Raw genomic sequence first — 26,729 nt, forward strand, 5'->3', positions numbered from 1 at the left:
CGCCGCTCCGGACCGTGCCGGTCCGCCATTGCGCCGCGCGCCGCGGCGCCGCGCATTCGGAGAACGCCGCAACGCCTGCACGGCCGGCCGAACCGCCGCGCGCGAGCCGCCCTTGCGCCGCGCCGCCGGTTTGCACAGCATCCCGACAGAACCCTGCCCGTAGGGGCGCCCGATATTCCGCTTATGTTCGATTCCCTGACGACCCTGATCAAGAAGTGGCGCGCGTCGCGCAGCGCGAGTCATCAGCTCGACGCGCTCCTCGCGACAGCCGACGCCGGCGCGCCATACGCGGAACGCGCCGAGTGGCTGATCGAGCTCGCGCACTGGCTGCATCGCGACGGCGCGATGGCCGCCGCCGCGCCCGCGCAGGCCGAATCCGGCGAGCGCACGTTCGCGGCGCACGCGCGGCTGCGCTACGTGCTCCACGTGCTCGAGCGCAATCCCGAATGGAAGACGAACGTCGCGCGCCTGCTGCGCGGCGTGCTGCGCGAAAGCGACGGCATCTCGCTCTTGTGCGACGCCGGGATGCCCGTGCATTCGGGCTTCTTCGGCGCGCTCGTCGAGCGGATCGATTCGTCGCTGATCCCGCCCGCGCCGAACCGCCGCGAGCTCGCCGCGCTCTTCACGCTGATGTTTCCGTCGCCCGCCGACGCGCAGTGGATCGACGCGCTGCCCGACGACCTGCTCGCGCGTCTGGCCGACCTGTTCGCGTTCGACGTGACCGACAAGGAGCGCCACCAGCCCGGCTCGTTCTCGCGCGATCTGCTCGCCGCGCTGCACAACCTTACGTGCCAGATCAGCTCGACGGGGCTGTCGCAGACCGTGCGCAGCCGCCTGTCCGACGAGGACGCGCGCACGCCGCTCGAGGCGCAGCCGTTCTACCGGCTCACGCGCGCGATGCTCGCCGTCGAGACCGCGCAGGCCGCGCTCGACGACGGCGGCGATCCGAGCAAGCTGCTGCACGAGGTCAACTATCTGCGCGTGCTGCTCGACGAGTGCCGCGTGTCGATCGACGACGTGTTCTCGCATCTGTACCGCAACGGCGTGTCGGTCGACATCGTGTTCCAGGTCGAACGGATGCGCATGCGCATCCTGCGCGCGGAGGCGCTCCTGAACGCGTGGATGGCGCGCGACGACCTGCGCGGCCTCGCGCACCTGACGGCCGAGCTCGTCGACGCGAACCAGAACAGCCAGAGCGTGGCGCACCTCGTGCGCAGCAACTTCGCCCTCTTCGCGCGCAAGCTCGTCGAGACGAACGCCGACACGGGCGAGCACTACATCTCGCGCGGCCGCGCCGAATATCTGAAGATGCTGCGCATGGCGGCGGGCGGCGGCCTCGTGACGGTCGCCACCGTTTGCATCAAGTTCGGGATCACGGGCGCGCACCTGCAATCGATGCTCGAGGGGCTGCTCGCCGGCATCAACTACGCGGCGAGCTTCATGCTGATGCACTTCCTGCACTTCACGCTCGCGACGAAGCAGCCGGCGATGACCGCGCCGACGATCGCGCGCGAACTCGACGGCACCGGCCACGAAGACGGCGTGAAGCAGTTCGTGTCGTCGGTGATCGCGCTGATCCGCACGCAGGCGGCCGCGATCAGCGGCAATGTGCTCGTCGTGCTGCCCGTGTGCTTCGCCGTGCAGATGTTCGCGAGCGGCGTTCTGCACGCGAACCTGATCTCGCCCGAAAAGGCGCACGCGACGCTGAAATCGTTCTCGCTCATCGGCCCGACGCCGATCTACGCGGCGCTTACGGGCGTGCTGCTGTGGGCGTCGAGCCTCCTCGCCGGCTGGGCCGACAACTGGTTCGTGCTGCATCGCGTCGGCGACGCGCTCGCGTACAACCGCCGCCTGCGCATCACGCTCGGCGTCGCGGGCGCGGCGAAGCTCGCGCACTTCTGCCGCTCGAACGTCGCGGGCGTCGTCGGCAACGTCGGGCTCGGGCTGATGCTCGGGCTCGTGCCGGCGATCGTCAGCGCATTCGCGTTCTCGTTCGAAGTGCGGCACGTGACGCTCTCCGCCGGCTCGATCGGCGTCGCGATCGGCGTGCTCGGCAGGCAGACGCTGCACACGGCCGAGCTGTGGTGGGCGGTCGCGGGCGTCTTCGGCATGGCGATCCTGAACGTCGCGGTGAGCTTCGCGCTCGCGTTCACGATGGCGGTGCGCTCGCGCAGCCTGCGGCCGACGAAGGTGCGCGCGCTCGTCGCCGCGATCGGCCGCGCGGTGCTCGCGCGGCCGGCGAGCCTCGTGTGGCCGCCGCGCGGCGGCGGCGCGGCGGGCGAATCCCGCGCGCACTGACACTGAGCTCCGGGCCGGCCGTCGCGACGCGGACGCCGCCGCGCGGCGGCGGTGACGACGTAACGGCATGACGGCGTAGCGACGTGACGGTCCTAGCACGCACCCCGCGTACAATGGCGTACTTTTGCACGCAACAGCCCGCCTTATGTCCTCGCCGACCCTATTCGACTTCTTCGCTCCCTGCCCGCGCGGGCTCGAGGCCGCGCTCGCCGCCGAGCTCGCGGAGATCGCCGCGCGCCACGCGATCGCCCCGTACGACGCGGGCGCGCAGGTGCCGGGCGGCGTCCATTTCCGCGGCGGCTGGGCGGCCGGCATGGCGGCCAACCTGCATTCGCGGATCGCGAGCCGCGTGCTGCTGAAGATCGCGCACCGCCCGTACCGCAACGAGCAGGATGTCTACGCGCTCGCGCTCGAACAGCCGTGGGAGCGCTGGTTCGCGCCGACGCAGACGCTGCGCGTCGACATCACCGCGATCAAGTCGCCGCTGAAGAGCCTCGAATTCGCGACGCTGCGCGTGAAGGACGCGATCTGCGACCGCCTGCGCGAGAAGACGGGCGCGCGCCCGAGCATCGACACCGCGCAGCCCGACGTGCGCGTGTTCGCATTCCTGACGGCGGGCGACTGCACGCTGTATCTCGATACGTCCGGCGAGCCGCTCTTCAAGCGCGGCTGGCGCCTCGACAAGGGCGCGGCGCCGCTGCGCGAGAACCTCGCGGCGGGCATCCTGCGCCTGGCCGGCTGGACGCCCGGCACGCCGTTCTACGATCCGATGTGCGGCAGCGGCACGTTCGTCGCGGAAGCCGCGCAGATCGCGCTCGGCGTGGCGCCGGGCGTCGAGCGCCGCTTCGGCTTCGAGAAGCTCAAGCAATACGACATCACCGCGTGGCAGGCGCTGAAGGTCGCCGCGATGGACGCGAAGCGCGCGGCGCGCGGCAAGCGTGACGATCTGCTGATCTTCGGCAGCGACATCTCCGGCGACATGCTCGATAAGACGCGCGCGAACCTCGAGCGCGCAGGGGTGCCGCCGCTGTGGCTCAAGCAGATCGACGCGCGCAACATGACGCCGCCCGTCGCCGCGCCCGGCATGATCGTCACGAACCCGCCGTACGGCGAGCGGATCGAGGTGCGCGGCCGCGGCCCGCGCGGCGACGTGCGCGAGACGGGCAAGAACCGCGGCGGCGACGACGCGTTCCGCCGCACGCACGCCGATTCGCCCGACGGCGAATTCTTCCGCGCGCTCGGCGACGCGCTCAAGCAGCGCTTCACCGGCTGGCAGGCGTTCATGCTGAGCTCGGACCGCACGCTGCCGGGCCAGTTGCGGCTGCGCGAATCGGCGAAGACGCCGCTCTTCAACGGCGCGCTCGAGTGCCGGCTGTTCCGCTTCGATCTGATCGCGGGCAGCGTCCGGCAGCGCCCGGCGGCGGCCGACGACGGCGAATAACGCGCGGCGCGTTTGCCGCGCGGCGTGCGCGCAGGCTTCACGACGGCGGCGCAAACGTCTGCGCCGCCCGCCGCGCGCGCCGGCGCGGCGCACGCCCGTCATCGCCCGTCATCGCCCGTCCGCGCTCCCGCCATGCCAGCGGCGCGCCGTCATCGCGAGCGGCCGTCCCGTCTCGAGCAGCGTCTTCAGGCTCGACAGCACGACGGGCCACCCCATCCTGATCCCGCGGTCCATGTCCGAATCCGGCACAAGGTTCTCGTGCCTGACGGTCAGGCGCACCGCATCGTCCATGAACGGCTCGACGGCGAACGTCACGCGCGTGTCCTCGCTGCCCGTCGGGAACCGCCACGAGATCACGAGCCGGTTCGGCGGATCGTTCTCGATCACGTCACCGACGAGGTCGACCGTGCGCGGATCGTCGTAATCCTGATGCTCCCAGCGCGAGCCGGGCCGCCAGTCCGGCGATGCATTGCGGTGCCGGCACCAGTATTCCTTCGTCAGCTCCGCGTTGGTCAGCGCATCGAACACGCGCTCGGGCGTCGATGCGATATACGTCACGTACACATAAGCGAGGTCAGCCATCGTCTTCTCCATCGATGCGGGCCGTTTCGAATCCGCGTGCCGGGCCGGCGAGCCGTCCGTCGGCGCTTCGGCACGCGCGCGGCGAGCGCGATGCCCGCCGGAGCCGGCCGGCATCGCTTCATTGTGCGACCTGAAGCCGGCGCGTCAAGCGCCGTTACGCTGCTGACAATACGTTGTCAGCAGGCCCCGCGCACACTGCGACGCGGGTTTGGCGGAACGGATTCCCCCGCCCATCAACGTACATGGAGCTTGCAATGACTACCGCAAAAAGCGAAAGCGTGATCGCCTGGTTCGACCTTCCGTCAGTCGATTTCGACCGCGCGATCCGCTTCTATGAAACCGTGCTGCAGACGGCGTTGCAGCGCGAGGTGATCGGCGGCGTGCCGACCGCGGTCTTCGTGCATCCGGAAGCGGCCACGGGCGGCGCGGTCGTCTACGATCCGCAGCGGCTGAAGCCGGGCGCGGACGGCGCCGTCGTCTACCTGAACGCGAACGGTCCGGTGACGGCCGCGCTCGAGCGCGCGAAGCGCGCGGGCGGCATCGTGCAGGGCGCGGTGATCGAGCTGCCGAACAACTACGGCTACATCGGCTACCTCGTCGACACCGAGGGCAATCGCATCGGCCTGCATTCGCTCAAATGCAGTTGAGCGCGTCGCCGGGCGGGCGCGGGCTCGCGCACGCGGGCAAGACGGGCGCCGGGCGCGTCGCCGCAACGCGCGGGGCCGCGCCGCGCGAGGCGGCGGAAACGTGGGCGGCAACGCTTGCGCAACCATTCGCCGCAACAATCGCGCGCATTGCGCCGACTACGAAAACCGCGCGCGCCAGCCGCCGCGCGCGGCGCTATCATCGCGGCATTCTCCACCCTGTTTCCCAGCCCGTAGCCCCGCGATGACGCGCCGCGCCGACCGCCTGTTCCAGATCGCCGAATTGCTGCGCGGCCGCCGCCTGACGACCGCGCAGCAGCTCGCCGACTGGCTGTCGGTGTCGCCGCGCACCGTGTATCGCGACGTGCGGGACCTGCAACTGTCGGGCGTGCCGATCGAGGGCGAAGCCGGAATCGGCTATCGCCTGAACCGCGCGGCGAGCCTGCCGCCCCTCACGTTCACGGCCGAAGAGCTTGCCGCGCTCGCGGCGGGCGCGCGGATGCTCGAAACGTGGGGCGGCGCGCGCTTTGCGGGCGGCGCGCGTTCGGCGCTCGCGAAGATCGCGTCGGCGATGCCCGCCGACAAGCGCGCGACGCTCGACCGGCTCGCGGTGTTCGCGCCGTCGTTTCACATCGACCGCGCGTTCCCGGAAAAAGTGGATGCGCTGCACGAAGCGGTCGACGGCCGCCGCATCGTCAGCTTCGCTTACTGCGACCGGCTCGGCGCGCGGACGACGCGCCGCGTGTGGCCGCTCGGTCTCGTGTACTGGGGCGGACGCTGGACGATCGGCGCATGGTGCGAGCTGCGCGAGGACTTCCGCACCTTCGACATCGCGCGCATGAACGAAGTCGCGGTGCACGACCCGTTTCCCGATCAGGAAGGCAAACGGCTCGCCGACTATCTGCGCAAGGCGAACGCGCCCGTGCGTTGAGCGCGGCGGGGCCGCATCGGCGCGCTTCCCCAAGGGCCGCACGCCGACCGGCGCGATTCACGACACGCGATTCACGACACGCAACGCGCGATACGAGATGCCCCGAACGCCCGGCCGAGCGCCGGCCGGGCGCCCGCCCGCCGCGTCATTCGACCGACTTCACCATGTCCTCGATGACCTTCTTCGCATCGCCGAAGACCATCATCGTCTTGTCCATGTAGAAGAGCTCGTTGTCGAGGCCCGCATAGCCCGCCGCCATCGACCGCTTGTTGACAATCACCGTGCGCGCCTTGTACGCCTCGATGATCGGCATCCCCGCGATCGGCGATTTCGGATCGTTCTTCGCGGCCGGATTCACCACGTCGTTCGCCCCGAGCACGAGCACCACATCGGCCTGGCCCATCTCGCCGTTGATGTCCTCCATCTCGAACACGATGTCGTACGGCACTTCCGCTTCCGCGAGCAGCACGTTCATGTGCCCGGGCATCCGCCCGGCGACCGGGTGGATCGCGTAGCGCACGTCGACGCCCTTCTCGACGAGCTTGTCGGTCAGCTCCTTGAGCGCATGCTGCGCGCGCGCCACCGCAAGCCCGTAGCCCGGCACGATCACGACCGATTCCGCGTTGCCGAGCATGAACGACGCATCCTCCGCCGAGCCCGACTTCACCGGCCGCTGCTCCTTCGCGCCGCCCGCCGCCGCGCCCGGTTCCGCGCCGAAGCCGCCGAGCAGCACGTTGAAGAACGAGCGGTTCATCGCGTGGCACATGATGTACGACAGGATCGCGCCCGACGAGCCGACGAGCGAGCCGGCGATGATCAGCATCGCGTTGTTCAGCGAGAAGCCGATGCCAGCCGCCGCCCACCCCGAGTACGAGTTCAGCATCGACACGACGACCGGCATGTCCGCGCCGCCGATCGGGATGATGATCAGCACGCCGAGCGCGAACGCGATCGCCGTCATGATCCCGAACGGCAGCCACGATTGCGTGAGGAAGAACAGCGCGCCGAAGCCGAGCATCGCGAGCGCGAGCATCAGATTGATCAGATGCTGGCCCGGATAGACGACGGGCGCGCCCTGGAACAGCCGGAACTTGTACTTGCCCGACAGCTTGCCGAACGCGATCACCGAGCCCGAGAACGTGATCGCGCCGACGAACGTGCCGATGAAGAGCTCGATCCGGTTGCCGTACGGAATGAAGTTCGGCAGCGTCGCGTCCTGCGGCACGAGCCCGAACGCCTCCGGCTCCGCGACCACCGCGATCGCGATGCACACGGCCGCGAGGCCGATCAGCGAGTGCATCGCCGCGACGAGCTCCGGCATCTTCGTCATCTCGACGCGCGCGGCGATCACCGCGCCCACCGCGCCGCCGATCACGAGCGCGCCGAACACGAGCGCGAGGCCGAGCGGCAGGTTCGCGCCGAGCCACGTGGCCTGCTTCGCGATCAGCGCAACGGTCGTGAGGATCGCGATCGCCATGCCGACCATGCCGAATAGATTGCCTCGTCTAGCGCTCTTCGGGTTCGACAGCCCCTTCAGCGCCTGGATGAAGCACACCGAAGCAACGAGGTACAGCAGCGTGACGACGTTCATGCTCATCGCGCGCCCTCCTTCGCCTCGCCGGCCTTCTGCTTCGGCTCCTTCTTCTTGAACATCTCGAGCATGCGCCGCGTCACGAGGAAGCCGCCGAACACGTTGACGGCCGCGAGCGCGACGGCGAACGTGCCGAACGCCTTGCCGACGCCGCCGAGCGTGAGCGCCGACGCGAGCATCGCGCCGACGATCACGATCGCCGAGATTGCGTTGGTCACCGCCATCAGCGGCGTGTGCAGCGCGGGCGTCACGTTCCATACGACGTGGTAGCCGACGTACACCGCCAGCACGAAAATGATCACGTTGATGACCGTGTGATTGATGATCTCCATGACCTCCTCCCGTTATTTGCGCGCGACTTCGCCGTCGCGGCACAAGAGCGTCGCGGCGACGATGTCGTCCGAAAGATCGATGTCGAGCGCGCCTTCCTTCGTGACGATCAGCTTCAGGAAGTCGAACAGGTTGCGCGCGTAGAGCGACGACGCGTCGGCGGGCACCATCGCGGCCAGGTTCGTGTAGCCGGCGATCGTCACGCCCTGGTGAACGATCACCCGATCGGCGACGGTGAGCGGGCAGTTGCCGCTCTTCCTGCCGTCGAATTCGGGGCCGCGCCCCGCCGCGAGATCGACGAGCACCGAGCCCGGCTTCATCGACTGCACGGTCTCGACCGAGATCAGCGTCGGCGCGGGGCGGCCCGGAATCAGCGCGGTCGTGATCACGATGTCGGCCTGCTTCGCGCGCTCGTGCACGAGCGCCGCCTGCCGCCCGAGCCACGATGCCGGCATCGGTCGCGCGTAGCCGCCGACGCCTTGCGCCGCATCGCGCTCTTCTTGCGTTTCATAAGGAACGTCGAGAAATTTCGCGCCGAGCGATTCGATCTGCTCCTTGACCGCCGGGCGCACGTCGGACGCCTCGATCACCGCGCCCAGGCGCTTCGCGGTCGCGATCGCCTGCAGGCCCGCGACGCCCGCGCCGAGCACGAGCACGCGCGCGGCCTTCACGGTGCCCGCGGCCGTCATCAGCATCGGAAAGAAGCGCGGATACAGCGCCGCGGCGACGAGCACCGCCTTGTAGCCGGCAATGTTCGCCTGCGACGACAGCACATCGAGGCTCTGCGCGCGCGTGGTGCGCGGCGCGGCCTCGAGCGCGAAGCCCGTGACGCCCGCGGCCGCCAGGCGCGCCGCCTGCTCGGCGTTGAACGGCTCGAGCATGCCGATCAGAACCGAGCCTCGCTTCAGTTGCCCGCTCTCCGCGTCGGTCGGCGCCTGAACCTTCAGCACGATGTCCGCCCCGAACGCGGCGGCTGCGTCGGCCAGTTCCGCGCCGGCCGCCGCATACGCGTCGTCCGGAAAGCTGGCGGCCACGCCCGCGCCGCGCTCGACCGTCACGCGGTGGCCGGCCGCCGCGTATTTCCTGACCGTCTCCGGCGTCGCGGCCACGCGCGCCTCGTTCGCCCGCGTTTCGGCAGGCACTCCGATATGCATCGTCGATCCCTCCTCTTTCTTCGTTCTACTGCGACGGCGAGCCGGGCGACTGACATACCGGCTCGAAGGCAACGGCTGTTTCAGGCGCCACTTTAACCGAAAGCGGCGACGATTCAGCAATGCGCCCCTTTCCCGGTCGACACGCCGGTGCGCATCGGCAACGCCCGGAGTTGCGCCGGGGTCGGAACCGCGCTATACGCGCGCTCGGCAGCGGCGCGGCGCAACCGGTAAAATGCGCGGCTATGAAACCCGAAATCTGGACCCCGCACGTGACGGTCGCCGCGATCGCCGAACGCGACGGGCGCTTTCTCGTGATCGAAGAACACACGTCGTCCGGCCTGCGCATCAACCAGCCAGCCGGCCACCTCGAAGCCGGCGAGACGCTCGTCGAAGCCGTCGCGCGCGAGGCGCTCGAGGAAACCGCGCACCCGTTCGAGCCCCACGCGCTCGTCGGCGTGTACGTCGCGCACTACGCGCGCCCGGCGAGCGTCGGCGCGACCTACCTGCGCTTCGCGTTCTGCGGCCGCGCAGGCGACGCGCTCGCCCACCGCGCGCTCGACGACAGCATCGTCCGCGCGCTGTGGATGACGGCCGACGAGCTGCGCGCATGCGAGGATCGCCACCGGTCGCCCGCGGTGATGCGCTGCGTCGACGACTACCTCGCCGGCCGCCGCGTGCCGCTCGATTTCGTGCATACGCATTCGGTCGCGCCGTATCGCGCGGCCCCGGATCATCAGGCGGTGGGCAAATGACGAAGCATCGGGTCGTGGTGGGCATGTCGGGCGGCGTCGATTCGTCGGTGACCGCGTGGCTCTTGAAGGAACAGGGCTACGACGTCGTCGGCCTGTTCATGAAGAACTGGGAGGACGACGACGACGGCGAATACTGCTCGACGAGGCAGGACTGGATCGACGTCGTGTCGGTCGCGGACCTGATCGGCATCGACGTCGAGGCCGTGAACTTCGCGGCCGAATACAAGGACCGCGTGTTCGCCGAGTTCCTGCGCGAATACTCGGCGGGCCGCACGCCGAACCCGGACGTGCTGTGCAACGCGGAGATCAAGTTCAAGGCGTTCCTCGATCACGCGATGTCGCTCGGCGCGCAGACGATCGCGACCGGCCACTACGCGCGCGTGCGCGAGCGCGACGGCCGCTTCGAACTGCTGAAGGCGTTCGATCATACGAAAGACCAGTCGTACTTCCTGCATCGCCTCAATCAGGCGCAGTTGTCGAAGACGATGTTCCCGCTCGGCGAGATCCCGAAGACGAAGGTGCGCGAGATCGCCGCGCAGATCGGCCTGCCGAACGCGAAGAAAAAGGATTCGACGGGCATCTGCTTCATCGGCGAGCGCCCGTTCCGCGATTTCCTGAACCGCTATCTGCCGACGAAACCCGGCCGGATGAAGACGCCGGACGGCAAGACGGTCGGCGAGCACATCGGCCTCGCGTTCTACACGTTCGGCCAGAGGAAGGGCATCGGCCTCGGCGGCAGCAAGGACGGCAGCGGCGAGCCGTGGTTCGTCGCGGCGAAGGACATCGCGTCGAACACGCTCTACGTCGTGCAGGGCCACGATCATCCGTGGCTGCGCTCGCGCGAGCTCGTTGCGGGCAACGTGAGCTGGGTCGCGGGCGAGCCGCCCGCCGACGGCGCGCGGTGCGGCGCGAAGACCCGCTACCGGCAGGCGGATGCGCCGTGCGCGTTCGGCCGCGCCGCGCCCGGCGAGGCGGCGGGCGGCGAGCGCTTCTCGCTCGTGTTCGACGAGCCGCAATGGGCGGTCACGCCCGGCCAGTCGGCGGTGCTGTACGACGGCGACGTGTGCCTGGGCGGCGGGATCATCGAATCCGCGGCGACGGGGCGAGCCGACGCCGCGCCCGCGGGCCGCGCGCCGGCGCTCGTCGAAGCGCGCTGAGCCCCGATCGGTTTAGACTTGCGGCACGCGGAGCACGCCGCGCCGGCGAGGCGCCGTGCGCGCGCGCCGCCTTGCCGTTCGTCCGCGCATGGCGGCATCCGAAAAACGATATGGAGTCCCCATGCTTTCTCGACGCTATCTCGCGATGTGGTGCGCGCTCGCCCTCTTCGCGGCCGTCGCCGCGCTCGCGGCGCGGCACACGATCTCGTGGCTGTGGATCGCGCCCGTCGCCGCGCTCGTCGCGCTCGGCCTGTACGACCTGAACCAGGACCGCCACGCGATCCTGCGCAACTACCCGCTCTGGGGCCATCTGCGGTTCCTGTTCGAATTCATCCGCCCGGAAATCCGCCAGTACTTCGTCGAGGACGACACCGACGAGAAGCCGTTCTCGCGCGCGCAGCGCAGCGTCGTCTACCAGCGCGCGAAGAACGTGGCCGACAACCGGCCGTACGGCACCGAGCTCGACGTGAAGGCGGTCGCGCACGAGTGGATCAGCCACTCGCTCGCGCCCACCCGGTTGCCGAACCACGATTTCCGCATCCGCGTCGGCGCGAACCGCGCGCAACCGTACGACATCTCGATCTTCAACGTGTCGGCGATGAGCTTCGGCTCGCTGTCGGCGAACGCGATCCGGGCGCTGAACCTCGGCGCGAAGAAAGGCGGCTTCGCGCACGACACGGGCGAAGGCTCGCTGTCGAAGTACCACCGCGAGAACGGCGGCGACATCATCTGGGAAATCGCGTCCGGCTACTTCGGCTGCCGCAACGACGACGGCACCTTCAACCCCGACAGGTTCGCGAAGCAGGCCGCCGATCCGCAGGTCAAGATGATCGAGATCAAGCTGTCGCAGGGCGCGAAGCCGGGCCACGGCGGCGTGCTGCCGGCCGCGAAGATCACGCCCGAGATCGCCGAGACGCGCGGCGTGCCGATGGGCAAGGATTGCATCTCGCCCGCGACGCATTCCGAATTCTCGACGCCGCGCGGGCTGCTCGAATTCGTCGAACGGCTGCGCACGCTGTCGGGCGGCAAGCCGACCGGCTTCAAGCTGTGCATCGGCCACCCGTGGGAATTCTTCGGGATCGCGAAGGCGATGATCGAGACGGGCATCGTGCCGGACTTCATTGTCGTCGACGGCGCGGAAGGCGGCACGGGCGCCGCGCCGCTCGAATTCACCGACCATGTCGGCGTGCCGCTGCAGGAAGGACTGCTGCTGGTGCACAACACGCTCGTCGGGATCGGCGTGCGCGATCGCGTGAAGCTCGGCGCGAGCGGCAAGATCATCACCGCGTTCGACGTGGCGCGCACGCTCGCGATCGGCGCGGACTGGGTGAACTCGGCGCGCGGCTTCATGTTCGCGATCGGCTGCATCCAGGCGCAGACCTGCCACACCGGTCGCTGCCCGACCGGCGTGGCGACGCAGGACCCGGTGCGCCAGCGCGCGCTCGTCGTGCCGGACAAGGCCGACCGCGTCCACAACTTCCATCGCAACACGCTGCACGCGCTGCAGGAGCTCGTGCAGGCGGCGGGGCTGTCGCATCCGTCGGAGCTGCGCGCGCATCACATCGTGCAGCGCGTCGCGCCGCACGAGGTCCGGCTGATGTCGCAACTGCTCAAGTATCTGGAGCCGGGCGCGCTGCTCAACGGCGGCCATTGCGGCTTCTCGCTGTACGAAACGTGGTGGCCGCTCGCGCGCAGCGATTCGTTCTCGCCCGGCGACGCCGTCTACGCGTCGATCGATTGACGGCGCCGGCCGCCGCATGCGGCCGGCCCGTCAATCGGCATAGGAGATAGACATCGGGCTACGCCCCCGCCACACGACCCCGCATACGGGTCCGCGCCTCACCAGCCCCGTCAGCGAATCATCTGCCGGATGCCGAGCGCGATGATCGCGCCACCGCAGACGCGATCGAGCACTGCCTTTCGCTTACGATAGGACGCGGCGATCGCCGGATGCGCCAGCGCCAGCGCCACGAAGCCGTACCACGCGGTCGCCACCACGGCGACGACCGTCAACATGGCGGCGAATGTGGGCGCCGACACATGCGTCGGCGCAGCCGCCGAAAATATCGCGGCATAGAAGGCCATCGATTTCGGATTGGAGATGTTCGTCGCGAAACCCTGGGTGAACGCCTGACACAATCCTCCGCCAGATGTGCCGTTCGCCAGAGCCGCACTTGCGCTCCGGCCCGCCGACAGCACGAGCCTGGAGCCGAACCAGATGAGGTAACCGGCCCCGGCAAGCTTGACCGCGAATGCCACCCATGGAAAAGCGGCGAACACCGCGCCCACGCCGAGAATCGCGCAACTTGCCCAGAACAGGTTCACGAGCACGATGCCGCCGACGAGCGCGAACGCGTCGGTGCGCGTGGAAGCCGCCGCCTTGTGCGCGACCGCCACGAAATTCGGCCCAGGAACGATGACCCCGGCTGCATACACCGACAACACGGTCAATACCGCCGCCCAATTCACCATCACTCACGCTCCGTCAATTTCATTCGTTCAATCCGCGCACGCTGCGGCTTCGTCGCGCGACGCGGCACCGCTCGAAACGCATTGCATCAGCGCCGCGATATCACTGGTCTGACGCTCGATCTCCGCGCGCACGTATTGCGAATGGGTGCGCGAAAAGATTCGCGCCGCGACCCTGCTCGCATCCAACGCGCCATTGATTGCCGTGCGGTACAACGACTGCACGACGTTGGACGACATCAGCTCGCCTCGCCGAACGCGCGCCGAAGCCTCACAAATCGACATCTCGCGCGTGAGCAATATCGCCTCCATTCGCGCCAATGCCTGCTGAACGCAAACCGCCGCATCCCGCATTTCCCTCGGCGCACCATATCGAGGCATGGACGAACGCACAAGCATGGCGAGTCTATCGGTCATGCCGCCGATCAGTGCCGCCGACATCATCAACGTCATTCCGCGCAGTAAAGCACCGAGTTCCGCACGCATCAAGTCCGGGCGTAGCGCGAGCGGTTCGGCCGCAACGCCGTCGAGAACGAGGCCCGACATCCCGGTGCCCGGCGGAACCCGGGCGCGGTGCAGTCCTTGCGCCCCCGCCGCAATCCGGAATACCTGCAACGTGCCGCCTGACACGCGTGCGACGGCGCACCATGACTCCGACAACTCGATATCCGAACCGAGACGGCACACATCTTTCGAATGCAGCGTCCATCGCCCCGACTCGAGGACGGCATGCGGCAACACCCAAGCTCCGAACATCGGCAGGCACAGCGTCGCCCCGCTAGCCGGTGCGGCGGCCGTGCTCCGCACGGCCTTTCCGGCATCGCCCGACGGTATGGCGACGAGGTAATCGGCCATCGCCCGCAACGCCGGAGTCCATGCACGTGCTCCGCCGCTCTGCGCGGCAGCCCGAACGGATTCGAAATTCGCCACCAGCGCATGCAGCAGCGGGGCGCCGTCGTCGCTCGACCGGGTGGCTCGCCTATCCGCGACACGTTCGGACGGTGACCCGAGCCGCGCTTGAACGTTTTTTTTTTATCGCCGGCGCGCGCGGCGACGCGTCATTGCGGCACCGTGTCGATGAACGGCTGGCGCTGCGCCAGCTTCGCGAAATGCTTGTCGAGGTTCGGATGGCGCTCGCGCCAGTTGATCTCGGGCATCCGGAACTCGAGGTAGCCGAGCGTGCAGCCGAGCGCGATGTCGGCGAGCGTGTAGTGATTGCCGACGCACCACGCCTTGCCTGCAAGGCCCTGCGACATCGCGACGAGGCCGTCGTCGATCTTGCGCTGCTGGCGCGCGACCCACGCTTCGCTGCGATGCTGCGGCTCGCGCTGCGTGTGCTCGATGCGAATCGCGACCGCCGCGTCGAGCACACCGTCGCCGAGCGCCTCCCAGCACCGCACCTCGACGCGCTCGCGTCCCGACGGCGGGATCAGCTTGCCGACGGGGGAAAGCGTGTCGACGTATTCGCAGATCACGCGCGAGTCGAACACGGCCGCACCGTCTTCCATCACGAGGCACGGCACCTTGCCGATCGGATTCGACGCATGGATGTTCGTATCCGGCGCCCAGACGTTTTCGAGCTCCAGCTTGTAGTCGATCTTCTTTTCAGCAAGCACGATCCGCGCCTTGCGGACGAACGGGCTGCTGAGCGAACCGATTAATTTCATCATCTGTCTTCTGTCGGGAATGGCGCCCGAGAGTATACGTTGTCGCCGATCATAACCGGCCGTTGCGCGTTCGTTGATAATCGGCCGTCCGGCCTGTGGATGGTTTGCAACAATCAAATCGCGCCGCCGCGCGAGCCGGGCGACGGAGATGAAGCTGCGATGGCTGCCGCGCGGTTTCGTTTCGATCGAGTCCGCCGGGGTCGCGCGTGATTGGGGCGCAAATTCGCGCGGCCATCTTGCGGCGGCGATCGCGCGCACGCGACGCCCGCCGCGCCGCCGCGACGCATCCGCACGATCGCCGCCCCACCCGCCGCGCGCGCCCCGCGCGACGGCGCTACAATCGCGTGATGAATCAGCCGACCGAACCCGCCATCGCCCTCGACGTCTACCGCCAGCGCCGCGACCGCGTGCTGGCCTCGCTGCGCGCGCAAGGCGGCGGCGTCGCGATCGTGCCCACCGCGCCGGAAGTCCCGCGCAATCGCGACAGCGATTATCCGTACCGGCACGACAGCTACTTCTACTACCTGACGGGCTTCGCCGAGCCCGACGCGCTCCTCGTCCTCGACGCATCGGCGGCGGGCGACGCGCCGCGCTCGATCCTGTTCTGCCGCGCGAAGAATCCCGAGCGCGAGATCTGGGAAGGGTTCCATTTCGGCCCCGAAGCCGCGCGCGACGCGTTCGGCTTCGACGCCGCGCTCCCGTACGACGCGCTCGACGCCGAGATGCCGCGCATCATCGCCGACGCGCCCGCGCTGCACACCCGCTTCGGCGCGTCGGCCGCCTTCGACGGCCGCCTGAACGGCTGGCTCGACACGGTGCGCGCGCGTGCGCGCGCAGGCGTCGCCGCGCCGGGCGCCGCGTTCGATCTCGGGCCGCTCCTCGACGACATGCGGCTCGTCAAGGATGCGCACGAGCAGGCGATCATGCGCCGCGCGGCCGACATCTCCGCGCTCGCGCACCGCCGCGCGATGGCCGCGTGCCGTCCCGGCATCCGCGAATACGAGCTCGAGGCCGAGCTGCTCTACACGTTCCGCCGCCACGGCGCGCAGTCGCCCGCGTACGGCTCGATCGTCGCGACGGGAGCGAACGCGTGCGTGCTCCACTATCCGGCCGGCAACGCAATCGTCGACGACGGCGACCTCGTCCTGATCGACGCCGCGTGCGAGCTCGACGGCTATGCGTCCGACATCACCCGCACCTTCCCGGCGAACGGCCGCTTCTCGGGCCCGCAGCGCGCGCTCTACGACATCGTGCTCGCCGCGCAGGAAGCCGCGATCGCGGCGACGCGCGCGGGCACGCCGTTCGACGCGCCGCACGACGCGGCGGTGCGCGTGCTCGCGCAGGGCATGCTCGACACGGGGCTCGTGCCGAAGACGCGCTTTGCGAGCGTCGACGACGTGATCGCCGAGCGCGCGTACGCACGTTTTTACATGCACCGCACCGGCCACTGGCTCGGAATGGACGTGCACGATTGCGGCGACTACCGCGAGCGCGGCGCGCCGCGCGACGACGACGGCGCGCTGCCGTCGCGCGTGCTGCATGCGGGCATGGCGCTCACGATCGAGCCGGGCCTGTACGTGCGCCCGGCCGACGACGTGCCGCAGGCGTTCTGGAACATCGGCATCCGGATCGAGGACGACGCGTTCGTCACGTCGACGGGATGCGAGCTGATCACGCGCGGCGTGCCGGTGGCCGCCGACGAGATCGAGGCGCTGATGCGCGACGCGCGGGCGCCGAGCCCGCGCCCGCAGCCGTGATCCGCACCCGCCGCTTCCCGCGCGAATTCCTACGCGGATTCCTGCGCAGCTTCCTATCGAGACCCACGATTCACGAACGATGACGACTGCCGCCTCCACGCCCGCTTTCGACTTCGACATCGCGATCGTCGGCGCCGGGCCGGTCGGGCTCGCGCTCGCCGGCTGGCTCGCGCGCCGCAGCGCGACCCGCGCGCTGTCGGTCGCCCTCATCGACGCGCGCGACCCCGACGCGAGCGCGAACGATCCGCGCGCGATCGCGGTGTCGCAAGGCAGCCGGATGCTGCTCGATACGCTCGGCTGGCCGGCCGACGCGACGCCGATCGAGCACATCCATGTATCGCAGCGCGGCCACTTCGGCCGCACGCTGATCGATCGCGACGAGCACGACCTCGCCGCGCTCGGCTACGTCGTGCGCTACGGCGCGATCGTGCAGGCGCTCGCCCGCGCGGTGCGTGGCACGCCCGCGCACTGGCTCACGTCGACGTCCGCGCATTCGCCGACGCAGGACGCAGACGGCGTGACGATCGCGCTCGATACGCCGCAAGGCGCGCGCACGTTGCGCACGCGCGTGCTCGTCAACGCGGAGGGCGGCCTCTTCAACGATCGCAAGCGCAAGCTGGCCGACAGCGCGCAGAGCCGCGACTATGGGCAGACGGCGCTCGTCGGCACCGTCACGGTGTCGTCGCCGCGGCCGCGCGTCGCGTGGGAGCGCTTCACCGCCGAAGGCCCGCTCGCGCTGCTGCCGCTCGGCGGCCCGCAGCAGGCGGACTACGCGCTCGTCTGGTGCTGCGCGCCGGACGTCGCGCGGCGTCGCGGCGAACTGTCCGACGACGCATTCCTGCACGAGCTCGGCGCGACGTTCGGCTCGCGGCTGGGGCGCTTCACGCGGATCGCGGGGCGCGCGGCCTTCCCGCTCGGACTCGCCGCCGCGCAAACGCTCGTCGAAGGGCGGATCGCGATCGTCGGCAACGCCGCGCAAACATTGCATCCGGTCGCGGGCCAGGGGCTGAACCTCGGGCTGCGCGATGCGCATACGCTCGCCGAGACGCTGTCCGAGCACGGCGCGACGCCGCTCGCGCTCGCGACGTTCAACGCGCGCCGCGCGCTCGACAGGCGCATGACGATCGGCGCGACCGACACGCTCGCGCGCCTGTTCGCGATCGATTCGCGGCCGCTCGCGATGCTGCGCGGCGCGGCGCTCACCGCGCTCGAATTCGTGCCGCCGCTGAAGACGGCCCTTGCGCGACAGATGATGTTCGGGCAGCGGCGATAAGCGCGCCGGGCACGCGCACCTGACGCATCGCGGCTACCGCGCTTCGCGGGCACGCGCGATGCGTCATCCCGCCTTCACGCAAGATTCATCGACGATTTGACGATTGCCGACAATTACCCAGTTCGGCGGCACCGGCGGTTACGGTAAAATACGCGTTTTCCCTTTCGCCTACTCCCCGCCCGCGCCCCGCGCGGGCGCTCCCATTGCGATGCCCGTCCTAGGCTCTCACGTCCTGCGCAACAACCTGTTCGTCGCCCCGATGGCGGGCGTCACGGACCGGCCGTTCCGCCAGCTCTGCAAGCGGCTCGGCGCGGGCTATGCCGTGTCGGAGATGGTCGCGTCGAACGCGCAGTTGTGGAAGAGCGAGAAGACGATGCGCCGCGCGAACCACGCGGGCGAGGTCGAGCCGATCGCGGTGCAGATCGCGGGCGCCGATCCGGCGATGATGGCCGAGGCCGCGCGTCACAACGTTGCAAACGGCGCGCAGATCATCGACATCAACATGGGCTGCCCGGCGAAGAAAGTCTGCAACGTCGCCGCCGGCTCGGCGCTGCTGCAGAACGAGCCGCTCGTGCAGCGGATCGTCGAGGCGGTCGTCGACGCGGTGGGCACGGGCCCTGGGGCCGTGCCCGTCACGCTGAAGATCCGCACCGGCTGGGACCGCGAGCACCGGAACGCCGTCGAGATCGCGAAGCTCGCCGAGGCGGCCGGCATCTCGATGCTGACCGTGCACGGCCGCACCCGCGCCGACCTGTACCGCGGCGACGCCGAATACGACACGATCACGGCCGTGAAGGCCGCCGTGCGCATTCCGGTCGTCGCGAACGGCGACATTACGTCGCCGCAAAAAGCGAAGGCCGTGCTCGACGCGACGGGCGCCGACGCACTGATGATCGGCCGCGCCGCGCAAGGAAGGCCGTGGCTTTTCCGCGAAATCGGTCATTTCCTGCAAAGCGGCGAGCTCCTGCCGCCGCCGCGCATCGACGAGATCCGCCAGGTGATGCACGAGCACCTCGAGGATCACTACGCGTTCTACGGCGAATACACGGGAGTCCGTACTGCGCGCAAGCACATCGGCTGGTACACTCGCGGCCTTTCCGGCGCCAACGGGTTCCGGCACCGGATGAACACGCTCGAAACCACCCGCGAGCAGCTTGCCGCCGTCAACGCATTCTTCGACGCGCAACAGGCACTGTCCGACCGCCTCGTCTATGTGGACGACGAAGACGGCGGCCGCGGCGAGCCGGACGATTCTAACCAGTTAGCAGCATGAGCAAGCACAACATCGAACAATGTGTCCGCGCCAGCCTGGACGGCTACTTCCGGGATCTCGACGGCTCCAATCCGCACGACGTCTATGAAATGGTGATGTCGTGCGTCGAAAAGCCTATGCTCGAAGTCGTTCTCGTACAGGCGGGCGGCAACCAGTCGCTCGCCGCGGAGTACCTCGGCATCAATCGCAACACGCTGCGCAAGAAGCTGCAGCAGCACGGCCTGCTGTAGGCGGCCGCCCCGTCCCCGTTTTCCTGGCTATTGGTGGTTCCATCATGATCAAGCAAGCGCTCATTTCCGTTTCCGACAAGACCGGCATCGTCGACTTCGCGAAAGCGCTGTCCGGGCTCGGCGTCAAGCTGCTGTCGACGGGCGGCACCGCGAAACTGCTCGCCGACGCGGGCCTGCCCGTCACCGAAGTGGCCGACTACACCGGCTTCCCGGAAATGCTCGATGGGCGAGTGAAGACGCTGCACCCGAAGGTGCACGGCGGCATCCTCGCCCGCCGCGACCTGCCCGAGCACATGCAGGCGCTCGAAGCGCACGGGATTCCGACGATCGACCTGCTCGTCGTGAACCTGTATCCGTTCGTGCAGACGATTGCGAAGGACGACTGCACGCTCGCCGACGCGATCGAGAACATCGACATCGGCGGCCCGACGATGCTGCGCTCGGCGGCAAAGAACCATCGCGACGTGACGGTCGTCGTCGATCCGGCCGACTACGCGGTCGTGCTCGACGAAATGAAGGCGAACGGCAACACGGTGGGCTACAAGACGAACTTCCGCCTCGCGACCAAGGTGTTCGCGCACACCGCGCAGTACGACGGCGCGATCACGAACTACCTGACGAGCCTCGGCGACGATCTGCAGCACGGCTCGCGCAACGCGTACCCGGCGACGCTGAACCTCGCGTTCGACAAGGTGCAGGACCTGCGCTACGGCGAAAATCCGCACCAGAGCGCCGCGTTCTATCGCGACATCGCGACGCCCGCCGGCGCGCTCGCGAACTACCGCCAGTTGCAGGGCAAGGAACTGTCGTACAACAACATCGCCGATTCGGACGCCGCATGGGAATGCGTAAAGACGTTCGACGCGCCCGCATGCGTGATCATCAAGCACGCAAATCCGTGCGGCGTCGCGGTGGGCGCGAACGCGGGCGAAGCGTACGCGAAGGCGTTCCAGACCGATCCGACCTCCGCGTTCGGCGGCATCATCGCGTTCAACCGCGAAGTCGACGAAGCCGCGGCTCAAGCGGTCGCGAAGCAGTTCGTCGAAGTGCTGATCGCGCCGTCGTTCTCGGATGCGGCGAAGCAGGTGTTCGCGGCGAAGCAGAACGTGCGTCTGCTCGAAATCGCTCTGGGCGAAGGCCATAACGCGTTCGACCTGAAGCGCGTCGGCGGCGGCCTGCTCGTGCAGTCGCTCGATTCGAAGAACGTGCAGCCGCGCGAGCTGCGCGTCGTCACGAAGCGCCACCCGACGCCGAAGGAAATGGACGACCTCCTCTTCGCGTGGCGCGTCGCGAAGTACGTGAAGTCGAACGCGATCGTGTTCTGCGGCAACGGGATGACGCTCGGCGTCGGCGCGGGCCAGATGAGCCGCGTCGATTCGGCGCGCATCGCGAGCATCAAGGCGCAGAACGCGGGCCTCACGCTCGCGGGCTCGGCCGTCGCGTCGGACGCGTTCTTCCCGTTCCGCGACGGCCTCGACGTTGTCGTCGCGGCGGGCGCGACCTGCGTGATCCAGCCGGGCGGCTCGGTGCGCGACGATGAAGTGATCGCCGCCGCCGACGAGCACAACATCGCGATGGTGGTGACGGGCGTGCGCCACTTCCGTCACTGATTCGTACGACGCATCGTTTTCGGCGAAACCCGGCGGTCGCTCACCGCCGGGTTTTTTATCGGCCGCGTGGCGGCGGTGCGTGATGCGGCGATCGTTGGTCGGGCCGAGCCCCGATCGCCGTGAGCGGCGCGCCGCAATCCCGCCCCCGCTTTCGCCGGGTTTCGGCGTCATTCGTGTAGTATCGGTCGCAGTCAGTCTTTCCGTTTCTCCATGCGAATCCTCGGCATCGACCCCGGCTTGCGTGTCACGGGCTTCGGCGTGATCGACGTCAGCGGCCATCGGCTCGCGTACGTCGCAAGCGGCGTGATCAAGACGCCCACCGCCGACCTGCCCACGCGGCTCGGCACGATCTACGACGGCATCTCGACGCTGATCCGCGAGCACGCGCCCGATCAGGCTGCGATCGAAAAAGTGTTCGTCAACGTCAACCCGCAATCGACGCTGCTCCTCGGTCAGGCTCGCGGCGCCGCGATCTGTGGGCTCGTGTCGGGCCGCCTGCCCGTGGCCGAGTACACGGCGCTGCAGCTCAAGCAGGCGGTGGTCGGCTACGGCCGCGCGACGAAAGAGCAGATGCAGGAGATGGTCGCACGCCTGCTGAGCCTGTCCGGCCTGCCCGGCACCGACGCGGCCGACGCGCTCGGAATGGCGATCTGCCACGCGCACGGCGGCGACACGCTGAACACGCTCGGCGGCATCGCACCCGCGCTCGCGAAGAAGGGGCTGCGCGTGCGGCGCGGACGGCTCGTCGGGTGACACGCGTTTGCGTGGCGCGCGCCGCCGTGCGCTACACTCGCGCTTTCCGTTCCGTCCCGCACTCGCCATGATCGGTCGCATCGCCGGCACCCTCCTCGAAAAGAATCCTCCGCACCTCCTCGTCGACTGCAACGGCGTCGGCTACGAAGTCGACGTGCCGATGAGCACGTTCTACAACCTGCCGCACACGGGCGAGAAGGTCATGCTGCTGACGCAACTGATCGTCCGCGAGGACGCGCACCTGCTGTACGGCTTTCTTACGCCGCAGGAGCGCTCGACGTTCCGCGAGCTGCTCAAGATCACGGGCGTCGGCGCGCGGATGGCGCTCGCCGTGCTGTCCGGCATGAGCGTCGCGGAGCTGTCGCAAGCGGTCACGCTGCAGGACGCCGCGCGCTTGACCCGCGTGCCGGGCATCGGCAAGAAGACAGCCGAGCGCCTGCTCCTCGAACTGAAGGGCAAGCTCGGTGCCGATCTCGGCCCGCTCGCCGGCGCGGCCTCGCCGTCCGATCACGCGGCCGACATCCTCAACGCGCTCCTCGCGCTCGGCTACTCGGAAAAGGAAGCGCTTGCCGCGATCAAGAACGTGCCGGCCGGCACCGGCGTGTCCGAAGGCATCAAGCTGTCGCTCAAGGCGCTGTCGAAGGCGTAACGGCGCGTCGTCGAAGACAGCTTCGCATGCCGGGCGCCGCGCCGCGACTCGGCCGTTCGGCCAGGTTGGCCGGAGCACGCCGCGCGGTACAATGGCCGCATGATCGAAACCGACAAACTCGCCGCCGAGCGGATCATTGCCGCCACGCCCGCGTCTTCGCACGAAGAGGCTTTCGAACGCGCGCTGCGCCCGCGCCAGCTCGACGAATACGTCGGCCAGGAGAAGGTGCGCGATCAGCTCGAAATCTTCATCGAAGCCGCGAAGCGCCGCGCCGAAGCGCTCGACCACGTGCTGCTGTTCGGCCCGCCGGGCCTCGGCAAGACGACGCTCGCGCACATCATCGCGCGCGAAATGGGCGTGAACCTGCGCCAGACGTCCGGCCCCGTGCTTGAGCGCGCGGGCGATCTCGCCGCGCTCCTCACGAACCTCGAAGCGAACGACGTCCTCTTCATCGACGAGATCCACCGCCTGTCGCCTGTCGTCGAGGAAATCCTGTATCCGGCGCTCGAGGATTACCAGATCGACATCATGATCGGCGAGGGGCCGGCCGCGCGCAGCGTGAAGCTCGACCTGCAGCCGTTCACGCTCGTCGGCGCAACGACGCGCGCGGGCATGCTGACCAATCCGCTGCGCGACCGCTTCGGCATCGTCGCGCGGCTCGAGTTCTACGACGCCGAGCAGTTGTCGCGCATCGTGCGCCGCTCGGCCGCGCTGCTGAACGCACAGATCGATCCGGCCGGCGCGCTCGAAATCGCGAAACGCTCGCGCGGCACGCCGCGGATCGCAAACCGCCTGCTGCGCCGCGTGCGCGACTACGCGGAAGTGAAGGCGGACGGCAACATCACCGCGGCTGTCGCGGACGCCGCGCTCGCGATGCTCGACGTCGATCCGGTCGGCTTCGACCTGATGGACCGCAAGCTGCTCGAGGCGATCCTGCACAAGTTCGACGGCGGGCCGGTCGGCGTCGACAACCTCGCCGCCGCGATCGGCGAGGAACGCGACACGATCGAGGACGTGCTCGAGCCGTACCTCATCCAGCAGGGCTTCCTGCAGCGCACGCCGCGCGGCCGCGTCGCGACGCTCCTCACGTACCGGCATTTCGGGCTCGCCGCGCCCGATGCCGCGAGCCCCGTGCACAATCTCTGGGATACGCCCGAGGCCGGGCGCTGACGCCTCCCCTGCCCCGACGAGCCGACCGATGTCCGCCCCGTTACACGACCGCCCCGCACGCACGCCGCTCGGACGTCCGCTCGTCGAACGCGTGCGAGCGCGCGTCGCGGGCGGCGTCACGCATCTGACGACGGGTAGCGGCGGCCCGTCGCTTGACTACTCGTCGCCGCCGGGCGACCCCGGCCTCTTCGGCCCCGACGCGGTGTGCTGGAAAGTGCACGCCGATTTCACGTCGATGATGACGGGCGGCATCTCCGCGCTGCTACTGCAGGCGCTGCATCCGCTCGCGCTCGCGGGCGTATGGGACCATTCGACGTTCCGCACCGACATCCTCGGCCGCCTGCGCCGCACCGCGACGTTCATCGCCGGCACGACGTACGGCAGCCGCGCCGACGCGCTGAAGCTGATCGAGCGCGTGAAGGCGATCCACGAGACCGTCACCGGCATGGGGCTCGACGGCCGTCCGTATCGCGCGGCCGACCCCGCGCTGCTCACATGGGTGCACGTCGCCGAGGTGTCGAGCTTTCTCGCCGCGCACCTGCGCTACGTGAACCCGCGGCTGTCGGGCGCCGATCAGGACCGCTACTACGCGGAAACCGCGCGCGTCGCCGAGATGCTCGGCGCGGCGCACGTCCCGAAGACGCGCGCGGACGTCGCCGCGTACTTCGCCGCGATGCGCGCCGAGCTCGAGACGAGCGAGCGCACGCGCGAGGTGGTGCGGATACTGATGAACGTGCCCGTCCCGAAGCCGGCGATGCGCCCCGCCGCCGCGCTGCTGTTCAACGCCGGCGTCGATCTGCTGCCCGCATGGGCGCAGCACATGCTCGGCCTGTCGTCGCTCGCGCCGGTGCGCCGCGCACTCGTTCGGCCGGGCGTGCGTATCGTCGCGCCCGTGATCCGCTGGGCGCTCGTCAACGGCGTATCGAAGCGCGCGCGCCGGCGCGTCGCCGCCCGGCCCGAGCAGCCGGACCGCAGCGGCACGTAGCCAAACCTGTCCAATTCATTTCAAATACCTGTCACATTGATTCGCGATGCTGACGGGTCCGCGCTCGCGCGTCGATCGCGCGCCGCCACCCTCGAACCCTCTTCGATTCCCATCGCCCATGCCGCGTCCGATCTTCCGCCTCGCCGCTGCCGCGTTCCCGTTCGTCGCCGTGCTCGCCGCCTGCGGCGGCGACGGCACCGCGCCCGTTTCCCCGCCTGCCGCCGTCGACGCCGGCGCCGCCGGCCCCGCGCCGGGCAATACGACGAATGCCGGATCGAACACCGACACCCCGCCGCCGACGCCCGCTCCCGCGCCAGGCAAATGGAAGAACGCGCGCACGGGCGACATGCTCGACGTCGCGCTCGGCGAGCTGCATCCGACGCAAGGCGCGCTCGGCTACGACCAGATCCATTACAAGCTCGGCCGCTACGAGCGGCAGCCCGACAGGAAGTTCGACGATTTCTGCACGGACGAAGGGCTCGGCGGCATCGCGCCGGACGGCTACACCGCGCAATCGACGCTGCGCGACGCGGCGAGCTACGCGTGCGCGACGAGCGCCGGCGCGCGCGATCGCACCGTGCTCAATCCCGTCGTGATCGGGCCGAACGGCGACACGCTGTACGTGACGGACGGCCACCACGGACTGTCGACCTATTACGAGACGCCCGACGGCGGCGCGGCGCTGCGCGTGCACGTCGTCGTCAAGGACAACCTCGGCGACTACTCGGGCCCGGCGTTCTGGCAGCAGATGCAAAGCCGCGGCTACACGCGCCTGAAGGACGGGAACGGCCGGCCGATCGCGCCGGACCAGTTGCCCGCCGGCCTTGGCCTGAAGCTCGGCATGCAGGACGACCGCTACCGGTCGCTCGTCTATTTCACGCGCGACATCGGCTACGCGAAGCCCGCGCAAGCAACCGACTATCTCGAGTTCTACTGGGCCGACTGGCTGCGGCAGCAGCCGGAAACGTTCTCGCTCGCCGGCTACGACCTCGCGCGCGCGGGCGCGACCGATCCCGATCCGGCGAAGGCCGATACGGGCTATCTGAATGCGGTATGGAACGCGTCGGCGCGGATGGTCGCCTCGACCGATCCTGTAATCGACGGCAAGACGGGCGCGGACCTCGGCCGCGCCGACCAGATCAACGGGGGCAAGAAATACAGCAAGGGGGAATTCGACAAGCTACGCCAGCCGATCACGGCCGACAAGCCGGGCAAGATCGCGTATGCGCTCGATTACCGGTCACGCCACGGGCTGCACTGACGCGGCGCGATGGCCACGTGGCCGCGCCCGCCCATCGGCCGCGCTCACGCGCGCACGCGCCGCCAGCCGCGCTGCGACGCGCCGATCGTCACAGCACCTGCCGATAACCGTCGTCGTCGCTCGCTTCGCTCAGGTGATCGACGTCGGCCCAGCGCACGACGCGCGCGCGGCCATCGTCGTAATCGACGATATTGACGCTCGTATTCAGCAGCGCATGCTTGCGCGGCGCGTCGAGCGGCAAATCGCTCGCGAACCGGTACACGCAGTCGAGCACGCCGCCGTGCGCGACGCAAGCGATGCGCCCGCCCGGATGCGCGGCGACGATCCGCTCGACCTCATGCAGCACGCGATGATAGAACGCGCGGTGTGACTCGCCGCCTTCCGGCTCGAAGCCCGGGTCGCGCGTCTGCCACTGCGCGAACGCGTCGGGAAAGCGCGCCTCGATCTCGGTGCTGTCGTGCCCCTGGAACACACCGTACGCACGCTCGCGAAGCCCCTCCCGCAGCATGAGCGGCAGGCCGAGCGCGTCGGCTGCCGGCTGCGCGGTCTGCCGCGCGCGCAACAAATCGCTCGTATAAATCGCATCGATCCGCGCGCCGGCGAGCGCCTCCCGCGCGAGCCGCCCGGCCAGTCGCCGCGCCTGCGCGAGCCCCGTGTCGGCAAGCGGAATGTCGATGTGGCCTTGAATCCGCTTGATGCGGTTCCAGGCCGTCTCGCCGTGGCGAATGAAGAGGATCTGCGTCGTGGGCATC

Annotated in this window: 25 protein-coding genes; 17 read left to right on the forward strand and 8 right to left on the reverse strand. The window is 69.2% G+C overall.

The window, feature by feature from the left end; all coding sequences use genetic code 11:
• Positions 1 to 183 precede the first annotated feature (183 nt).
• A complete protein-coding gene (locus tag WS92_RS25775; RefSeq protein WP_059931016.1) occupies positions 184 to 2,298 on the forward strand; it encodes a site-specific recombinase in 2,115 nt (704 codons plus the stop codon).
• A gap of 145 nt (positions 2,299 to 2,443) precedes the next feature.
• Positions 2,444 to 3,739, forward strand: coding sequence for a THUMP domain-containing class I SAM-dependent RNA methyltransferase (locus tag WS92_RS25780; RefSeq protein WP_006025310.1), 1,296 nt, complete (start codon positions 2,444 to 2,446; stop codon positions 3,737 to 3,739).
• 108 nt (positions 3,740 to 3,847) lie between these two features.
• Here WS92_RS25780 and WS92_RS25785 read toward each other — a convergent pair whose 3' ends face one another.
• Positions 3,848 to 4,321, reverse strand: coding sequence for an SRPBCC family protein (locus WS92_RS25785; RefSeq protein ID WP_015601061.1), 474 nt, complete (start codon positions 4,319 to 4,321; stop codon positions 3,848 to 3,850).
• A gap of 254 nt (positions 4,322 to 4,575) precedes the next feature.
• Here WS92_RS25785 and WS92_RS25790 point away from each other — a divergent pair, with 254 nt between their 5' ends.
• Complete coding sequence (locus WS92_RS25790; RefSeq protein WP_015600635.1) at positions 4,576 to 4,968, forward strand: VOC family protein; 393 nt, start codon at positions 4,576 to 4,578, stop codon at positions 4,966 to 4,968.
• Between the two features lie 241 nt (positions 4,969 to 5,209).
• The gene (locus tag WS92_RS25800) at positions 5,210 to 5,896 is read left to right on the forward strand and encodes a helix-turn-helix transcriptional regulator (protein ID WP_015602256.1); all 687 of its coding nucleotides are present in this window, start codon (positions 5,210 to 5,212) and stop codon (positions 5,894 to 5,896) included.
• A 145-nt stretch (positions 5,897 to 6,041) separates the two neighbouring features.
• Here the strand turns inward: WS92_RS25800 and WS92_RS25805 are convergent, their stop codons facing one another.
• From WS92_RS25805 to WS92_RS25815, 3 genes are read right to left on the reverse strand one after another with little or no spacing between them, the layout of a single operon-like run.
• Positions 6,042 to 7,493: an NAD(P)(+) transhydrogenase (Re/Si-specific) subunit beta gene (locus WS92_RS25805; protein ID WP_009913553.1), complete on the reverse strand. Its 1,452-nt coding sequence runs from the start codon at positions 7,491 to 7,493 to the stop codon at positions 6,042 to 6,044.
• Complete coding sequence (locus WS92_RS25810; protein ID WP_006025304.1) at positions 7,490 to 7,819, reverse strand: NAD(P) transhydrogenase subunit alpha part 2; 330 nt, start codon at positions 7,817 to 7,819, stop codon at positions 7,490 to 7,492. Before WS92_RS25810 ends, WS92_RS25805 begins: the two co-directional genes overlap by 4 nt.
• 12 nt (positions 7,820 to 7,831) lie before the next feature.
• The gene (locus WS92_RS25815) at positions 7,832 to 8,971 is read right to left on the reverse strand and encodes a Re/Si-specific NAD(P)(+) transhydrogenase subunit alpha (RefSeq protein ID WP_009913554.1); all 1,140 of its coding nucleotides are present in this window, start codon (positions 8,969 to 8,971) and stop codon (positions 7,832 to 7,834) included.
• Positions 8,972 to 9,213: 242 nt separating this feature from the next.
• Between WS92_RS25815 and WS92_RS25820 the strand changes: the two genes are divergently transcribed.
• From WS92_RS25820 to WS92_RS25830, 3 genes are all read left to right on the forward strand, one after another.
• Complete coding sequence (locus WS92_RS25820) at positions 9,214 to 9,723, forward strand: NUDIX hydrolase (protein ID WP_059931020.1); 510 nt, start codon at positions 9,214 to 9,216, stop codon at positions 9,721 to 9,723.
• Positions 9,720 to 10,880, forward strand: a complete 1,161-nt coding sequence (gene mnmA / locus WS92_RS25825) for a tRNA 2-thiouridine(34) synthase MnmA (protein ID WP_059931022.1) — start codon at positions 9,720 to 9,722, stop codon at positions 10,878 to 10,880. The genes WS92_RS25820 and mnmA overlap by 4 nt, the downstream gene beginning before the upstream one ends.
• 121 nt (positions 10,881 to 11,001) lie before the next feature.
• The gene (locus WS92_RS25830) at positions 11,002 to 12,621 is read left to right on the forward strand and encodes an FMN-binding glutamate synthase family protein (protein WP_059931024.1); all 1,620 of its coding nucleotides are present in this window, start codon (positions 11,002 to 11,004) and stop codon (positions 12,619 to 12,621) included.
• A gap of 110 nt (positions 12,622 to 12,731) precedes the next feature.
• On the opposite strand, the gene WS92_RS25835 is transcribed toward WS92_RS25830, so the two are convergent.
• From WS92_RS25835 to WS92_RS25845, 3 genes are all read right to left on the reverse strand, one after another.
• Positions 12,732 to 13,352, reverse strand: coding sequence for a LysE family translocator (locus tag WS92_RS25835; RefSeq protein WP_059931026.1), 621 nt, complete (start codon positions 13,350 to 13,352; stop codon positions 12,732 to 12,734).
• A 27-nt stretch (positions 13,353 to 13,379) separates the two neighbouring features.
• Positions 13,380 to 14,204: a hypothetical protein gene (locus WS92_RS25840; RefSeq protein WP_059931028.1), complete on the reverse strand. Its 825-nt coding sequence runs from the start codon at positions 14,202 to 14,204 to the stop codon at positions 13,380 to 13,382.
• A gap of 203 nt (positions 14,205 to 14,407) precedes the next feature.
• Entirely contained in the window at positions 14,408 to 15,019 is a 612-nt protein-coding gene (locus tag WS92_RS25845; RefSeq protein WP_006025299.1) for a glutathione S-transferase family protein, read from the reverse strand.
• Between the two features lie 344 nt (positions 15,020 to 15,363).
• Here WS92_RS25845 and WS92_RS25850 point away from each other — a divergent pair, with 344 nt between their 5' ends.
• The 10 genes from WS92_RS25850 to WS92_RS25895 all read left to right on the forward strand — a co-directional run bounded on the left by WS92_RS25850 (position 15,364) and on the right by WS92_RS25895 (position 25,977).
• Positions 15,364 to 16,773 carry an aminopeptidase P N-terminal domain-containing protein gene (locus tag WS92_RS25850; protein WP_059931141.1) on the forward strand — a complete coding sequence of 470 codons (1,410 nt, stop codon included), beginning with the start codon at positions 15,364 to 15,366 and terminating at the stop codon, positions 16,771 to 16,773.
• 79 nt (positions 16,774 to 16,852) lie between these two features.
• A complete protein-coding gene (locus WS92_RS25855) occupies positions 16,853 to 18,046 on the forward strand; it encodes a UbiH/UbiF/VisC/COQ6 family ubiquinone biosynthesis hydroxylase (RefSeq protein ID WP_059931030.1) in 1,194 nt (397 codons plus the stop codon).
• A gap of 208 nt (positions 18,047 to 18,254) precedes the next feature.
• Positions 18,255 to 19,319, forward strand: coding sequence for a tRNA dihydrouridine synthase DusB (gene dusB, locus WS92_RS25860; RefSeq protein ID WP_015600087.1), 1,065 nt, complete (start codon positions 18,255 to 18,257; stop codon positions 19,317 to 19,319).
• Positions 19,316 to 19,549: a Fis family transcriptional regulator gene (locus WS92_RS25865; protein WP_006025294.1), complete on the forward strand. Its 234-nt coding sequence runs from the start codon at positions 19,316 to 19,318 to the stop codon at positions 19,547 to 19,549. Before dusB ends, WS92_RS25865 begins: the two co-directional genes overlap by 4 nt.
• Positions 19,550 to 19,593: 44 nt before the next feature.
• Positions 19,594 to 21,159 (forward strand): bifunctional phosphoribosylaminoimidazolecarboxamide formyltransferase/IMP cyclohydrolase, encoded by a 1,566-nt coding sequence (gene purH / locus WS92_RS25870; protein WP_059931032.1) that lies wholly within the window; start codon positions 19,594 to 19,596, stop codon positions 21,157 to 21,159.
• A 210-nt stretch (positions 21,160 to 21,369) separates the two neighbouring features.
• Complete coding sequence (ruvC, locus tag WS92_RS25875; RefSeq protein WP_009913561.1) at positions 21,370 to 21,912, forward strand: crossover junction endodeoxyribonuclease RuvC; 543 nt, start codon at positions 21,370 to 21,372, stop codon at positions 21,910 to 21,912.
• A 67-nt stretch (positions 21,913 to 21,979) separates the two neighbouring features.
• Positions 21,980 to 22,561 carry a Holliday junction branch migration protein RuvA gene (ruvA, locus tag WS92_RS25880; RefSeq protein ID WP_006025291.1) on the forward strand — a complete coding sequence of 194 codons (582 nt, stop codon included), beginning with the start codon at positions 21,980 to 21,982 and terminating at the stop codon, positions 22,559 to 22,561.
• 99 nt (positions 22,562 to 22,660) lie between these two features.
• Positions 22,661 to 23,731 (forward strand): Holliday junction branch migration DNA helicase RuvB, encoded by a 1,071-nt coding sequence (ruvB, locus tag WS92_RS25885; RefSeq protein ID WP_006025290.1) that lies wholly within the window; start codon positions 22,661 to 22,663, stop codon positions 23,729 to 23,731.
• Positions 23,732 to 23,759: 28 nt separating this feature from the next.
• Positions 23,760 to 24,716, forward strand: a complete 957-nt coding sequence (locus tag WS92_RS25890; protein WP_059931034.1) for an oxygenase MpaB family protein — start codon at positions 23,760 to 23,762, stop codon at positions 24,714 to 24,716.
• 118 nt (positions 24,717 to 24,834) lie between these two features.
• Positions 24,835 to 25,977, forward strand: coding sequence for a ParB/Srx family N-terminal domain-containing protein (locus WS92_RS25895; RefSeq protein WP_059931036.1), 1,143 nt, complete (start codon positions 24,835 to 24,837; stop codon positions 25,975 to 25,977).
• Between the two features lie 88 nt (positions 25,978 to 26,065).
• Here WS92_RS25895 and WS92_RS25900 read toward each other — a convergent pair whose 3' ends face one another.
• Positions 26,066 to 26,728, reverse strand: coding sequence for a histidine phosphatase family protein (locus WS92_RS25900; protein WP_015600428.1), 663 nt, complete (start codon positions 26,726 to 26,728; stop codon positions 26,066 to 26,068).
• Between the last annotated feature and the right edge of the window lies 1 nt (position 26,729).

The sequence above is a fragment of the Burkholderia sp. MSMB1588 genome (assembly GCF_001546925.1).
Classification (GTDB): domain Bacteria; phylum Pseudomonadota; class Gammaproteobacteria; order Burkholderiales; family Burkholderiaceae; genus Burkholderia; species Burkholderia humptydooensis.